Annotated in this window: 14 protein-coding genes; 6 read left to right on the plus strand and 8 right to left on the minus strand. The window is 67.9% G+C overall.

Going from position 1 to position 14,251, the window contains the following annotated elements:
- Nucleotides 1-30: 30 nt before the first annotated feature.
- The 6 genes from AC3WTD_RS12500 to AC3WTD_RS12525 form a co-directional block, all read right to left on the minus strand.
- Nucleotides 31-483, minus strand: a complete 453-nt coding sequence (locus AC3WTD_RS12500; protein WP_027492383.1) for a DUF411 domain-containing protein — start codon at nt 481-483, stop codon at nt 31-33.
- Nucleotides 484-485: 2 nt separating this feature from the next.
- Nucleotides 486-1,577: a c-type cytochrome gene (locus AC3WTD_RS12505; RefSeq protein ID WP_027492382.1), complete on the minus strand. Its 1,092-nt coding sequence runs from the start codon at nt 1,575-1,577 to the stop codon at nt 486-488.
- Between the two features lie 9 nt (nt 1,578-1,586).
- Nucleotides 1,587-2,825: a copper resistance protein B gene (locus AC3WTD_RS12510; protein WP_235642615.1), complete on the minus strand. Its 1,239-nt coding sequence runs from the start codon at nt 2,823-2,825 to the stop codon at nt 1,587-1,589.
- The gene (locus tag AC3WTD_RS12515) at nt 2,822-4,579 is read right to left on the minus strand and encodes a copper resistance system multicopper oxidase (protein WP_027492380.1); all 1,758 of its coding nucleotides are present in this window, start codon (nt 4,577-4,579) and stop codon (nt 2,822-2,824) included. Before AC3WTD_RS12515 ends, AC3WTD_RS12510 begins: the two co-directional genes overlap by 4 nt.
- A 101-nt stretch (nt 4,580-4,680) precedes the next feature.
- Complete coding sequence (locus AC3WTD_RS12520) at nt 4,681-5,076, minus strand: hypothetical protein (protein ID WP_235642614.1); 396 nt, start codon at nt 5,074-5,076, stop codon at nt 4,681-4,683.
- Between the two features lie 94 nt (nt 5,077-5,170).
- The gene (locus tag AC3WTD_RS12525; protein ID WP_235642613.1) at nt 5,171-5,437 is read right to left on the minus strand and encodes a hypothetical protein; all 267 of its coding nucleotides are present in this window, start codon (nt 5,435-5,437) and stop codon (nt 5,171-5,173) included.
- 255 nt (nt 5,438-5,692) lie between these two features.
- On the opposite strand from AC3WTD_RS12525, the gene AC3WTD_RS12530 reads away from it, so the two are divergent.
- The 4 genes from AC3WTD_RS12530 to AC3WTD_RS12545 all read left to right on the plus strand — a co-directional run bounded on the left by AC3WTD_RS12530 (nt 5,693) and on the right by AC3WTD_RS12545 (nt 8,727).
- Nucleotides 5,693-6,607: a 23S rRNA (adenine(2030)-N(6))-methyltransferase RlmJ gene (locus tag AC3WTD_RS12530; RefSeq protein WP_027492377.1), complete on the plus strand. Its 915-nt coding sequence runs from the start codon at nt 5,693-5,695 to the stop codon at nt 6,605-6,607.
- Nucleotides 6,608-6,644: 37 nt separating this feature from the next.
- Nucleotides 6,645-7,163: a Slp family lipoprotein gene (locus AC3WTD_RS12535; protein WP_027492376.1), complete on the plus strand. Its 519-nt coding sequence runs from the start codon at nt 6,645-6,647 to the stop codon at nt 7,161-7,163.
- Between the two features lie 65 nt (nt 7,164-7,228).
- On the plus strand, nt 7,229-8,131 hold the full coding sequence (locus AC3WTD_RS12540) for a cation diffusion facilitator family transporter (protein WP_027492375.1): 903 nt from the start codon (nt 7,229-7,231) through the stop codon (nt 8,129-8,131).
- 56 nt (nt 8,132-8,187) lie between these two features.
- Nucleotides 8,188-8,727: a DUF2058 domain-containing protein gene (locus AC3WTD_RS12545; protein WP_027492374.1), complete on the plus strand. Its 540-nt coding sequence runs from the start codon at nt 8,188-8,190 to the stop codon at nt 8,725-8,727.
- A gap of 156 nt (nt 8,728-8,883) precedes the next feature.
- Here AC3WTD_RS12545 and AC3WTD_RS12550 read toward each other — a convergent pair whose 3' ends face one another.
- Together AC3WTD_RS12550 and AC3WTD_RS12555 are read right to left on the minus strand one after the other, a co-directional pair.
- A complete protein-coding gene (locus tag AC3WTD_RS12550) occupies nt 8,884-9,276 on the minus strand; it encodes a VOC family protein (RefSeq protein WP_027492373.1) in 393 nt (130 codons plus the stop codon).
- Nucleotides 9,273-9,674, minus strand: coding sequence for an MmcQ/YjbR family DNA-binding protein (locus AC3WTD_RS12555; RefSeq protein ID WP_027492372.1), 402 nt, complete (start codon nt 9,672-9,674; stop codon nt 9,273-9,275). The genes AC3WTD_RS12550 and AC3WTD_RS12555 overlap by 4 nt, the downstream gene beginning before the upstream one ends.
- Nucleotides 9,675-9,872: 198 nt before the next feature.
- On the opposite strand from AC3WTD_RS12555, the gene AC3WTD_RS12560 reads away from it, so the two are divergent.
- Nucleotides 9,873-10,478 (plus strand): GNAT family N-acetyltransferase, encoded by a 606-nt coding sequence (locus tag AC3WTD_RS12560; protein ID WP_027492371.1) that lies wholly within the window; start codon nt 9,873-9,875, stop codon nt 10,476-10,478.
- A gap of 58 nt (nt 10,479-10,536) precedes the next feature.
- The gene (mfd, locus tag AC3WTD_RS12565) at nt 10,537-14,127 is read left to right on the plus strand and encodes a transcription-repair coupling factor (protein ID WP_492613975.1); all 3,591 of its coding nucleotides are present in this window, start codon (nt 10,537-10,539) and stop codon (nt 14,125-14,127) included.
- The last annotated feature ends 124 nt before the right edge of the window (nt 14,128-14,251 follow it).

Consider the following 14,251-nt stretch of genomic DNA (forward strand, 5'->3'; position numbering starts at 1 on the left):
AGCGGAACGCGATCGGGACACCGGCTTCGCTCACGCGGCCGGGCCGTGCGTCGCGTAGACCCGGGTCGAGCCGTCGCGGCCGATCAGCACCACGTCGTAGCGTTTGGGCGCGCCCATCTCCATGCCAGGCGAACCCACCGGCATGCCGGGCGCGGCCAGACCGCGCGCGTCCGGCCGTTCGGCGAGCAGGCGGCGGATGTCCTCCACCGGCACGTGCCCCTCGATCACGTAGCCGTCGATCACCGCGGTGTGACAAGACACCGCACCGGACGGCACGCCGAAACGCGCCTTCACCGCCGCCATCGGCTGGTCCTGGTGCACGGTCACGGTGTACCCCTGCGCGCGCATGTGGTCGACCCACGCGCCACAGCAGCCGCAAGATGGGTCGCGGTAGACGTCGAACGCATTCGCGGCCAACGCCGCCGGCGCGAACAGCATGGCAAACAGCAGGCTGATACCCATGCGGGAAAACCATCGTTTCATCATCATTCTCCGGTTGTCGGGGTGGTTTGCCACTGGACGGACACGATCTTCCAGCTATCGCCGTCCTTCCTGAGCTTGAGCATCTCGCGGCTGCGCAGTGTAACCGGCTTGCCCTTCATCGTGGCCCCGATCTCGCTTTCGCTGCCGACCATCGCGGTGTCGCCCATCGGCATCGAGCCCAGCGAGACCGGCGTCAGCTTCGCGGCCTTCAGGAACGCGATGTCCTCGCCCAGATGGCCGGCGACGTACTCGTCGCGTGTCTGCGTGTGGCCGCCTTCGCTGACGCCGACGTCGGGCGCCAGCAGCGCGAGCACGGCCTCGCGGTCGCCATGCTGCAACGCAGTCTGGAATGTCCGCGCCACCGCTTCGGCCGTCGGCGCTGCGCCCGGCTTCATGCCTTCCATCGACAGCGGCGCCTCGACTGCTGGCGCGGCGGAGTGTTCGTGGGCATCGCCATCAGCAGCGTCATGGCTGTGTCCCGCTTGGCCGGTCGCAGCCATGCCCTCCATCGCCGCCGCACCATGCGCATCCTCGTCGGCGGCCCCACCATGGCTGTGGCTGTGGCCGCCCGCCTCGTCCATGTCGTGGTCCTGCGGGGCCTTGGCCACGATGTCCTTGTATTGCGCCGGCGTCATGTCGGGCAGCTTCTGCAGGAACGCGACCATGCTCCAGATCGTGGCGTCATCGTGGCTGGCACCCCACGCCGGCATCGCACTCATCTTGACGCCGTGCTTGATCACCCAGAACGCCTCGCGCGGGTCGGGCCGGAATTTTGCCAACTCGGGCGGCAACGGGTACAGGCCCGGGCGCATCTCGTTCTCGGCCATGCCCGGTGCCAGGTGGCAGCCGGTGCACATCGCCGCGTACTGGCCGGCGCCCTTGAGGATCAGCTGCGGGTCGCCGAGGTTCGGCACGACGACGTCCTTCGCGTGATGATCGATCGAGCGCTCGCGCAGCGCCTGCATCAGCGCGTAGACGGGTTTCGTGTGGTGGGCGTCGGCACCGATGTCGTAGACGCCGGACCAGACGAAGGCGCCGACGCCAGCGATGACGACGGCGCAGAGAATCACAAAGGTGATGATGAGTCGTTTCATGGGCTCTCCTCAGAACCAGATGCGCAGGCCGGCAACCCATTGCCGGTCGAAGACTGCTTGATGATTGGCGTGGGCGAAATCGGCCGTGGCACCGAAATGGCGCGCCCAGACTACGCCGATGTACGGCGCGAATTCACGCCGTATCTCATAGCGCAGGCGCAGCCCCAGCTTCGCATCCGAGACGCCGCTGCCGATGCCGCGCGCCGGGTCGGATTTGCCGTACAGGTTGACCTCCAGTTCCGGCTGCAGGATCAGCCGCTGGGTGAACAGCAGCTCGTAGTCGGCACGCAGGCGTGCCGCGGTGCGTCCGGAAGGCCCGACATAGGCGGTGGCCTGGATCTCGAACCAGTACGGGGCCAGGCCCTGCACGCCGAACGCGGCCCAGTCGCGCGTCGGGCCTTCGCCGAAGTCGTGGCGCACGCCCAGTTGCGTACTCCAGAAGGTGGCGACGTTGCGGTTCCAGAAAGCCTCCACGCTGCCATCTTCGAGTTTGCCGCGGCTGCGTTCGCCTTCGCTGCGCAGCCACAGCTTGTCGCTGTCGTTGCCGTACCAGCCTTCGGCTTCCCACGTCTGGCCGTTGCCGTCGCGGCCGTGGAACGCTTCCAGTTGATCGACCAGCAACATGCCGGCCAACGCGCTGCCGTGCAGGTGCAGTCCATGCGCAGGGCTGGCGGCGATGCCGTCGGAATAATCGCCGCTGCGTGCATCCGCAGGTGCGCGGCCGCCCTGCATCGGCCCCATCGCCATGGCCGGCACCGCTCCCGTGCCGTGTGCCGCGCCATGGTCCATGCCGGGCATCGCGCCGTGATCCATCTCCGGCATCGCCTGCTGCTCCGTGCCCGCCATGACATGACTGGAGGCCGCGGGCGTGGTGGACGACGCTCCATGGTTCATCCCATGCATCGAGCCGTGGTCCATCGACGGCATCGCGCCATGGTCCATGTCGTGCATGGGGTGCGCGCCGGCGGGCGCAGCGGCCGGCGTGGCCGGGGCGTGCGGCTTCTTCGCCTTTTTGACCGGCGTCTTCGCCGCCGGTGGCGCACTGCTGCCGGTGCTGGCCGGCATCGTCATGCCGTGCATGCCGGCGTGGTCCATGCCCGGCATTGCGCCCATGTCCATCGGTGCGGTGCTGCCCGACGAGGCCGGCGCGCTCTGCGCCGTCGCCGCCAGCGGCATGGCCAGCAGCAGCGCGGCCAGCAGCAACGGGCGGCGCCCGGAAAATGCAATGATCCGGCGGTTCGTACTCATGCCACCACCACCTCGCGGAACATGCCCGCTTCCATGTGATACAGCAGGTGGCAGTGGTAGGCCCAGCGCCCCGGCGCGTCGGCCGTCACCGCGTAGCTGACGCGTTGCGCCGGCTGCACGTTGACGGTGTGCTTGCGCACCTGAAACTGCCCGCCGGGATTTTCCAGCTCGCTCCACATGCCGTGCAGGTGGATCGGGTGGTTCATCATGGTGTCGTTGACCAGCACGATGCGCAGGCGTTCGCCGGTATTGAAGTGCACCGGCCTGGCGTCGGAATACTTGATGCCGTCGAACGACCACATGAAACGCTCCATGTTGCCGGTCAGGTGCAGTTCGATCTCGCGGCTGGGCTCGCGTGCGTCGATCGGGCCGCCGATGGTGTGCAGGTCGGCATAGGTCAGCACGCGGCGGCCGTTGTCGCGCAGGCCGGTGCCCGGATCGTCGAGGTTGCTGCGCGGCATGTCGACGTGCATGTCCACGCCGGGGCCGTATTCGGCGCGGGCGTGGCGCACGACGGGTGCAGCCGCCATGCCGGACATGCTGCCGTGGTCCATGCCGCCGTGATCCATGCCGGGCATCGCGGCTTGGCCGCCGTGGTCCGCGTGCGACATCGCGCCCATCATGTCGCGCATGTCCAGCCACACGCGCTTGTCCACCGATGGCACCTCCGCCTCCATCCCGGCGCGCGGCGCCAGCGTGCCGCGCGCGTAGCCGCTGCGGTCGATCGACTGAGCGAACAGCGTGTACGCCCGCTCCTCCTGCGGCTCGACGATGACGTCGTAGATTTCGGCCGGCGAGAAGCGGAACTCGTCGACCGGCACCGGCTGTACGTCCTGGCCATCGGCGGCGATCACCGTCATCTTCAGGCCGGGAATGCGCACGTCGAAGATGGTGGACGACGAGCCGTTGATGAAGCGCAGCCGGATCTTCTCGCCGGGCTTGAAGATGCCGGTCCAGTTGCCCGCGGGCGCGGCGCCGTTCATCAGGTAGGTATAGGTATAGCCGGAGACGTCGCTCAGGTCGGTCGGGTTCATGCGCATCTGGTTCCACATCTTGCGCATGGCCAGCGCCTGACTCAGACCCTTCGCGCGCACGTCGCGGAGGAAATCCGGCACCGTCGGCTGGGCGAAGTTGTAGTAGTCGCTCTGCTTTTTCAGCTTGGCATAGATGCGCTCGGGATCCTCGTCGGTCCAGTCGTTGAGCATCACCACGTAATCGCGGTCGGTCGGGTAGCGCTCGGGGCCGTCCGGCTCGATCACCAGCGGGCCGTACAACGCGTTCTGCTCCTGGAAACCCGAGTGCGAGTGATACCAGTAGGTGCCGCTCTGGCGCACCTGGAACCGGTACAGAAAGCTTTCGCCCGGCGCGATGCCGCCGAAACTGATGCCGGGCACACCATCCATCTGGAACGGCAGGATGATGCCGTGCCAGTGGATCGAAGTCGGCACACGCAAGCGGTTGGTCACGCGCAGGTTTACCGTGGTGCCCTGCCTCCAGCGCAACAAGGGACCGGGCACGCTGCCATTGACCGTGATCGCGGGCCGCGCCGCGCCGGTGAAGTTGACGGCGGTCTCGACGACGTCCAGCGCAAAGTCGGTACCACTGAGCACGGTGGGCTGTCCCGGGCTGGTCAGCGCCCAGGCGTTCGGAGGACGCAGCAGGCCAAAGCCGGCCACCGCGCTGCCCAGGGCCAGGCCCTGCACGAAACGCCGCCGCGACAGGTCGGTCGCGGGCAATGGGGAAAATGGATTCACGTTCACTTCCTTCGAGGGGGCATCGGCGGCCGATGCCGATCAAGGGCCGCTTTCACGCCCGCTGCAGGGCGGGCGCGAAAGCGCTATCGCAGCGGGTGGAATCAGCCGACCGGGGGCCGCAATGGCACTGCGTGGACAACACTGGGCGCCGCCAGGACGGAGGAAGAAACATGCGGCGACTCCGGCGCCACCGGCACGAGCCCGGCCATGACCGGCGACGGCAGCACGCTGTCGCATACCGCCGCGCACTGGGCCGGTCCCGTCGACCCGTGCTGGTCGTGGTGCAGATCGCCGCAACAGTCCGTCGGAGCCGGCATGACCTGCCGACCGTGATCGGCCGCGTGCGCGATGGCCGCCGCAGGCGTCGCACCACTCGCGTCGCCGACCATCCCGCGCGGCATGCCGTGCAGCGGCACCAGCGCGAGGATCAGCCACGCCAACCAGGCCATCGCCCGGAGCGACGGCAAGCATGCGGCATGGCGCAGTGGGCGGTTCATCGGCACAGCATAGGGTTCGTGCCGGCGGGCCTCAACCCTGGACGAGGGTCCACCGGACCTCGCCGGCACGCCCACCGCGGAGGGTCGCCCAACGCTACTTGGTGTAGCCCATGTGCAGCGTGATCTTGTCGCCAGCCTTCAGGTTCGCCACCGAAGCGGGCGGGAAGTGCAGGCGCAGCGACATGCCTTCCGAGTCCGCCTCGACCAGGCCGGTCTTGGTGTCGACCGAGCTCACTGTGGCCGGCATCATGTGCATGCTGCCGTTCTTGTTGTGGTGCATCATCTTTTGATGCATGCCTTGATGCATGCCGCCCATCTGGTCCATGTGCCCCATGCTGCTCGACGGCGATGCCGGCGCCATGCCCCCAGTGTCCTGGGCGCTGACCGTGCCAAATGCCAGGCAAAGGCCGACAGCGGCCATCGGAACGATGATTCTTGGCGAAAACGTCATGATGATTCTCCGCGCAGATGGACAGCCGGAGCCGCACGTCCGGCCGGTTGCAACGCTGCAACAGGCGCAGCCTGCACCGGCCAATGTGCAGGAAAGGTTACGTCGCGCCCCGGGGAGCATGGCCCCAGCCCCTCTATACTGGTCCACCCCGCCGCCGTGACCGCCATGAACTACCGCCACGCCTATCACGCCGGCAATTTCGCCGATGTCCTCAAGCACGTCGTGCTGCTGGCGCTGGTCGAGGCGTTGCAGGCCAAATCCACGCCGTTCTGCTATGTCGACACCCATGCCGGCAGCGGCAGCTATGCGCTGGAAGGCCACGAGGCCAAGAAGACCGGCGAGTATCACGACGGCATCGCTCGCCTGCACCCGGCCGAGAAGCTGCCGCCGCTGCTGCGGCGCTGGCGCGACGGTATCCTCGGCGGCGAAGGCAACGAGCACGGCCTGAAGTACTACCCCGGCTCGCCGCTGCAGGTCGCCCGGGCGCTGCGCCCGGGCGACAGCGCGCAGCTGTGCGAGCTGCATGCCGAGGAAGCGGCGAAATTGCGCGAACTGTTCCGCGGCAACCCACAGGTGCACGTGCACCAGCGCGACGGCTATGAGGCGCTGAAGGCGCTGCTGCCGCCGAAGGAGAAGCGCGGCCTGGTGCTGATCGACCCGCCCTACGAGGCGCAGGAGGCCGAGTACAAGCTGATCGAGCAGGCGCTGAAGACCGCCCTGCCGCGCTGGCCCACCGGCGTCTACGCGGTGTGGTACCCGATCAAGCTGCGCAGCCAGGTGCAGCCGTTCCTGCGCAAGCTGCAGCACAGCGGGGTGAAGCGCATCCTGCGCGCCGAGTTGTTGGTGCATCCGGACGATTCGCCGCTGCGCCTCAACGGCTCGGGCATGGTCATCCTCAACGCGCCGTGGAAACTGGACGACACCCTGCGCGAACCGCTGCGCATGCTGGCCAGCCTGCTCTCGCAGGAGCGCCCGGCCGAATGGAAACTGGACTGGCTGCTGGACGAAGCCGGCAGCCAGCTGAACACGCCCAGCCCATTGCCGGCGTCGCGACTACCGCGAACCCCGGGGCGCCGCTAAGCTCGGCGCATCCAGGCTTCCCCCCAGGAGCACGACCATGCGCATCCGCCTCGCCTCCCAGCCGATCCGCCTCGCCGCGCCGGCCGCTCTGCTGATGCTGCTGGCCGCCTGCGCCCCGCCACCGATCTACAAGGCCAGCGGCGCCGCGGTCACCGCCGCGCCGTTCCAGGTCGCGCAATCGCCGGAGAACTTCAGCAACCGCGAGGTGATCTGGGGCGGGCGCATCGTGCAGGTCAAGGTGTTCGCCGATCACAGCGAGATCGAGCTGCTGGCCTACCCGCTGGATGCCTCGCAGCGCCCGAAGGCGAACGACAGCGGCAACGGCCGCTTCATCGCGGTGATGTCCGGCTACGTGGAACCGCTGGACTACCCCTCTGGCGCGCTGATGACCGTCAACGGCAAGCTCAACGGCAGCCGCGCCGGCAAGGTCGGCGAGGCCGACTATGTGTTCCCGCTGGTCGGCGTGGCGCAATCGCACGTGTGGACCACCGACGAGATGAACAAGGGCCGCAACAACGTCCGCTTCGGCGTGGGTGTGGGGGTGGGCATCCACTGATCGCCCCGCACAACGTCCTGTGCCGCCGGTACACTGGACGGCCTCATTCCAGGGACTGAAGCCGCATGTCGTCCAGTCATGCCAATCCCATCAAGGCCATCTTCCTCGCGCTGGGCGCCAACTTCGCCATCTTCGTGGCCAAGCTGTTCGCCGCCTTCGTCACCAGCTCGGGCGCGATGATGGCCGAAGCGGTGCACTCGCTGGCCGACTGCGGCAACCAGGGCCTGCTGCTGCTCGGCATCCGCCAGGCGAAGCGGCCTCCGTCCGACGAATTCCCGCTGGGCTGGGGGCGTGCGCTGTACTTCTGGTCGTTCCTGGTGGCGATCCTGCTGTTCAGCGTGGGCGGCATGTTTTCGATCTACGAGGGCATCCACAAACTCACCAACCCCGAGCCGCTGAAGTGGCCGTGGCTGGCGCTGGGCGTGCTGGTGTTCGGCATCGTGGTCGAGGGCATCTCGATGCGCGGTTGCCTGCAGGAAGTGAACAAGGCGCGCGGCGACCAGGACCTGTGGACATGGTTCCGCGAAACTCGCTCCAGCGAACTGCTGGTGATCTTCGGCGAGGACCTGGCCGCCCTGGTCGGCCTGTGCCTGGCCTCGCTCGCCGTCGGCGCCACCATGCTCACCGGCAACCTGATGTTCGACGCCGGCGGCACCATCGCGATCGGCGTGCTGCTGATCGTGGTGGCGGTGCTGGTGGCGATCGAGGTGAAGGCGCTGCTGATCGGCCAGGGCGTCGAGCCGCGCCGCCGCGACGAGCTGATGAGCTTCCTCAAAAGCCGCCCCGAAGTTGCCGAGGTGCTGAACCTGATCACCCTGCAGATGGGCCCGGACGTGATGGTGGCGGTGAAAGCCCGCATGCAGCCCACGGCCAACTTGATCGATGCGATCAACACTGTCGAGGCGGCGATGAAAGCGCAATTCGGCGATGTGCGCTGGAGCTTCTTCGAGCCGGACAACGCGGACTGAGCCGCCGCAACGCACCGCTCTCCTGCATCCCCACAAGACGTCCCCCGGCAAGTCCGATGCGCAATCCACTCCAGGAACAACTGCTCAAAGCCGGCCTGGTCAAGAAGAACCAGGTGGCGCAGGCCGCGCGCGAGCAGGCAAAGAAGCACCAGGGCAAGGCGCCGGTGGCGCCGAGTGCCGAAGAACTGCAAGCGCGGCGGCTGCAGGCGGAGAAGGCCGAGCGCGACCGCGCCATCGCCGCGGAACGCAATGCGCAGACGCGCGCGAACGAAGCGCGTGCGCAGATTCGGCAGATCGTCGAGGCGCACAAGGTGAAGCGCGAGGGGGAAATCGCTTATCGCTTCACCGACGGCGACCGGATCAGGGACGTGCTGGTGAACGCGGCGCTGCGCGCGCAGCTGGCCGGCGGCACGCTGGTGATCGTGCGCCACGGCGAAGGCTACGAACTGCTGCCGCGCGAGGCCGCCGACAAGGTGTACGAACGCGACGCGGCGATGGTCGTGCTGGACCACGGCCGCGCAGATACCGCCGGCGGCAACGACCCGGACGACGAGTACTACAAGCAGTTCGAAGTGCCGGACGACCTGATCTGGTAGCAGCCCGCTGGCGGGCGATGCTCTTGAAGGCCGGGATTCGGGATTCGGGATTCGCAAGAGCAGCCTCGTAGGGCGGGCACTGCCCGCCGGCCCTTGATGGCCAGAGCGGCGGGCAGTGCCCGCCCTACGCATTGGCGCGCGATCTTTTGCAAGCGCTCAGCGTTTCGGTTCCAGCAGATCCCAGCCGTTGCCGTACAGATCCTCGAACACCGCCACCGTGCCGTAGGCCTCTTGCCGCGGTTCCTCGCAGAAGTGCACGCCTTCGGCGCGCATGCGTTGCCAGTCGCGCTGGAAGTCGTCGGTGTGCAGCAGCAGGAACACGCGACCGCCGGTCTGGTTGCCGATGCGCGAGGTCTGCTCGTCGCCGTTCGCCTTCGCCAGCAGCAAACGCGTTTCGCGGGAACCCGGCGGCGCCAGCAGCACCCAGCGCTTGCCGCCGCCCAGGTCGGTATCCTCCACCAGCTCGAAACCCAACGCACGGGTGTACCAGGCGATCGCCTCGTCGTAGTCGGCGACCAGCAGCGCGAGCGCGCCGAGATGCTGTTTCATTTCTGCTTCACCTTGACGGTTGGCAACGGCCCCAGCGCCGCCCGCAGTTTTTTCGTCAGTTTCGCGCGCACCAGCGTATAGGCGTCGAGGATGAACGCCTCCAGCTCCGCCGTGGCGAAACGCTGCGGTTCGGTGATCGAGATCCAGTGCGCGCGCGCCAGGTACGGCGCGGGGACGATGCCGGGCTGGTCGGTGAGTTCGAGGAAACGGTCGTCGGCCACCTTGCACGACAGCCGCCCGCCTTCACTGCCGTCCGACGGCATCACCGCGAACATCTTGCCGCCGACGCTGAACACCATGTCGACGCCCCATTTGGTATCACGGGTGACGCCGGGCCAGTGGCCGCACAGCGCTTCCAGTTGGGCCGCTGTGAGACCGTTTGCCGGTTTGCGAGTCATGCCGTGCTCCGGGGAAATCCAGCCCTGCATTGTGCGGAGTGATGCGCTCCCTGTCTGCCACGCCCATACCACCCCGTACTGCAACATGGGCAAGCCAATAGCAGCGACAGTTCGCCGCAGATGCGTCAGCTTACCGCGGGGCTCGCCATTGCAAATTCATGTTGCGTTGCACACAATACGCAAAAGTATGGAATTGCCATGAATCCCGCCATCGACTTTTCTGCCCCGTCCCGCTATGCCTCGCTGCCGCCACGCAGCAGCGAGCGCTTTGCGCGCCCCAAGGTGGTGCCGTCGACGCGCGGCGAGCAGGTGCGTACCCAGGACGGCCGCGAACTGGTGCTGCGCGCGATCGAGCCGGGCGACGTGGCGGCGATGCAGCGCTGCTTCACCCGGCTGTCACCGGAGGACATCCGCCGCCGCTTCCTGCACGCGATGTCCGAGCTGCCCACGCCGATGGCGCAGCGGCTGTGCCGCATCGATCCCATGCTGGAGACCGCCTATGTGCTGATGGACGAATCCATCAAGCCGGCCGAGATGCGCGGCGTGGGCCGTATCTACATGGACGAGGCCACCGACAGCGCCGAGTTCTCGGTGCTGGTGGAACAGGACTGGAGCCGCCGCGGCCTCGGTGCGCTGCTGATGCAGCACCTGGTCGACGACTGCCGCCGCCGCGGCCTCGCCGAGCTGTGGGGCTACGTGCTGCTGGAGAACCGGCCGATGCTGGAACTGTGCAAGGAGCTGGGCTTCAGCCAGCGGATGATCCCGGACGAACCGGGCACCGCGCAGATCACGCTGAAGCTGTAGACCACGGCCAGCCCCACCCAGCAGGTCCGGACGGACCGCCGCGTTACACTTGTCGGCTATGTCCAGCCCGATCAAGCACCCGCCCCTTCCCACCACCCCGAAGCAGCGCCGCTACTGGACGCCGCCGCACGGCTCCGCCCGGGCGTTGCTGCTGGCCGAGGCGGCGCGCTCGCACGAGGGCCTGCTGGTGGTGGTGGCACGCGACACCCAGCGCGCGCAGGCGCTGGAAGCGGAGCTGAAGATCTTCGCCGGCGGTCTGCCGGTGCTGCATTTCCCCGACTGGGAAACGCTGCCCTACGACGCGTTCAGCCCGCACCCGGAGATCGTCTCGCAGCGCATCGCCACCTTGTACCGCTTGCCGGGCGTGAAGCGCGGCGTGCTGGTGGTGCCGGTGGCCACCTTGATGCAGCGTATTGCCCCGCGTTCGCACATCACCGGCTCCGGGCTGGTGCTGGCGAAAGGCCAGAAGCTCGACCTCGCCACCGAGCAGCGCCGGCTGGAAGCCTCCGGCTACCGCCACGTGCCACAGGTGGCCGAGCCCGGCGACTTCGCCGTGCGCGGCGCATTGCTGGACATCTTTCCGATGGGCACGGCCGAGCCGTACCGCATCGAGCTGTTCGACGACGAGGTGGAGTCGATCCGCAGCTTCGACCCCGAAACGCAGCGCTCGCAGCAGCCGGTGGACAAGGTCGAGCTGCTGCCCGCACGCGAATTCCCGCTCACCGGGGAAGCGGCCAAGCTGTTCCGCGGCAACCTGCGCGAGCGCTTCCCGATCGACGTGCGCCACTGCCCGCTGTACCAGGACATGAAGGAAGGCGTGACGCCCGGCGGCATCGAGTATTACTTGCCATTGTTCTTCGAACAAACCGCAACCTTGTTCGACTACCTCGCCGACGACGCGCTGTTCGTGCTCGGCGAGGGCGCCGGTGAGGCCGCCGACCAGTTCTGGGTGCAGACCGCCGAACGCTACGACCAGCGCGCGCACGACATCGAGCGTCCGGTGCTGCCTCCGGCCGAGCTGTACCTGCCTCCGGAAAAGCTGCGCGAGCAGCTCAACAGACGATTGCGCGTGGAAGTGGTCGAGCCCGGCCATGAACACGCCATCGACACCGGCACCCAGCCGGCACCGGAGCTGCCGCTCAACCGCAAGGGCGAGGAACCGGGTACGTCGCTGCGGCATTTCCTGGCCAGCTACCCGGGCCGGGTGCTGATCGCGGCGGACTCGGCGGGGCGGCGCGAGGCGTTGATCGAGACGCTGGCGGCGGCGGGGTTGAAGCCCGAGGTGCTTGAGGACTGGCGGGCCTTTCTCCTCCCCCTGCAAGCAGAGGGAGGTTGGGAGGGGGTTGCTCCGGCTGGCGAGGAAGCAGAAGCAAGAGCACCCCACCCTCCGCAAGGGATTCCCTTCGGTCACAACCCTCCCCTGCAAGCAGGGGAGGGGGCAGAAGCAGAGGGAGTCAAATTCGCGATCACCATCGCCCCGCTGGAGCAAGGCTTCGCGCTGACCAAGCCCGCCCTCGCCGTGCTCACCGAGCGCGAGCTGTATGGCGAGCGGGTGCGCAGCGAGCGCGAGCGCAAGCGGCGCCGCGGCGCCGCGCGCGACCCCGAGGCGATCATCCGCGACCTCACCGAGCTCACCCCCGGTGCGCCGATCGTGCACGTCGACCACGGCGTGGGCCGCTACCAGGGCCTGGTGTCGATGGACGTGGGCGGCATGGACGGCGAGTTCCTCACCATCGAATACGCCAAGGGCGACAAGCTGTACGTGCCGGTAGCGCAGCTGGGCCTGGTCAGCCGCTACTCCGGCACCGCGCCGGAGCTGGCGCCACTGCATTCGCTGGGCGGCGATGCGTGGGAGCGTGCGCGCCGCAAGGCCGCCGAAAAAGTACGCGACGTGGCCGCCGAGCTGCTGGCGATCTACGCGCAGCGGCAGGCGCGCGGCGGTGAATCGCTGCCGATCGACCGCCAGCTGGTGGAGGAGTTCGGCAGCACCTTCCCGTTCGAGGAAACCCCCGACCAGGAGAGCGCGATCGAGGCCGTGCTGGCCGACCTGGCCGCGCCGCGCGCGATGGACCGGGTGATCTGCGGCGACGTCGGCTTCGGCAAGACGGAGGTGGCGCTGCGCGCCGCGTTCGCCACCGCCACCGCCGGCAAGCAGGTCGCCGTGCTGGTGCCGACCACCCTGCTCGCCCAGCAGCACTACCGCAACTTTGCGGACAGGTTCGCCGACTGGCCGGTGCGGGTGGACGTGCTGTCGCGCTTCAAGTCAGCCAAGGAAGTGAACGAGGCGCTGAAGCGCCTCGCCGACGGCCAGATCGACGTGATCGTGGGTACCCACAAACTGCTGCAGCCGGACGTCAAGTTCAGGAACCTGGGCCTGGTGATCGTGGACGAGGAGCAGCGCTTCGGCGTACGCCAGAAGGAGCAGCTGAAGAAGCTGCGCGCCGAAGTGGACCTGCTGACCATGACCGCCACGCCGATCCCGCGCACGCTGAACATGGCGATGGCCGGCCTGCGCGATCTTTCATTGATCGCCACGCCGCCGGAGCACCGCTCGGCGGTGCGCACCTTCATCTCAGCATGGGACCCGGCGACGATCCGCGAGGCGCTGCAACGCGAGCTGTCGCGCGGCGGCCAGGTGTATTTCCTGCACAACGAGGTGCAGAGCATCGAGCGCACCGTGCGCGAGCTGGAGGAGCTGGTGCCAGATGCGCGCATCCGCATCGCCCACGGCCAGATGCCCGAGCGCGAGCTGGAACAGGTGATGGCGGATTTCCACCGGCAGCGTTTCAACGTGCTGGTGTGCACCACCATCATCGAAACCGGCATCGACATCCCCACCGCCAACACCATCATCATCGATCGCGCCGACCACTTCGGTCTGGCGCAGCTGCACCAGCTGCGCGGCCGCGTGGGCCGCTCGCACCACCGCGCCTATGCCTACCTGGTGGTGCCCGACCGCAAGTCGATCACCGCCGACGCGCAGAAGCGGCTGGAGGCGCTGGCCTCGCTAGAGGAACTCGGCGCCGGCTTCACCCTGGCTACCCACGACCTGGAAATCCGCGGCGCCGGCGAGCTGCTCGGCGACGAGCAGTCCGGCCAGATCCAGGAGATCGGCTTCGGCCTGTATACCGAACTGCTGGACCGCGCGGTGCGCGCGCTGAAGTCGGGCAAGGTGCCAGACTTCGACCTGAGCAGCGAGCACGAAACCGAGGTGGAGCTGCACCTGCCTGCGCTGATCCCCGACGACTACCTGCCCGACGTGCATGCACGGCTGACCCTGTACAAGCGCATCGCCAGCGCGCGCAGCGAGGACGAGCTGCGCGACCTGCAGGTGGAGATGATCGACCGCTTCGGCCTGCTGCCCGATCCGACCAGGCAACTCTTTGCCGTGGCCAGCCTGAAGCTGATGGCCACCCCGCTCGGCATCCGCAAGCTCGATTTCGGCGCCAACGGCGGCCGCATCGTGTTCCGCGAAAAACCCGAGATCGACCCGATGACCATCATCCAGCTGATTCAGCGCCAGCCGCGCGTATACAAGCTGGATGGCCAGGACAAGCTGAAGGTGATCCTCGAGCTGCCCGGCGCCAGCGAGCGCATCCGCAGCGCGCAGGACGTGCTGGTGACGCTGGGCGCGCGCCGGCCTGCCTGAGCCGGGCCGCCGCCGCCGGGGCTGAGGATAGTCACTGGCCGCCGCCCCGGGCTGCGTACAATGTTTGGACAGCCGACCGGATGACCCTCCGCGTCCGCATTGAACCAATTCTCGGCTGCCTCGT

It is taken from the genome of Rhodanobacter sp. FW106-PBR-R2A-1-15, from assembly GCF_058789735.1.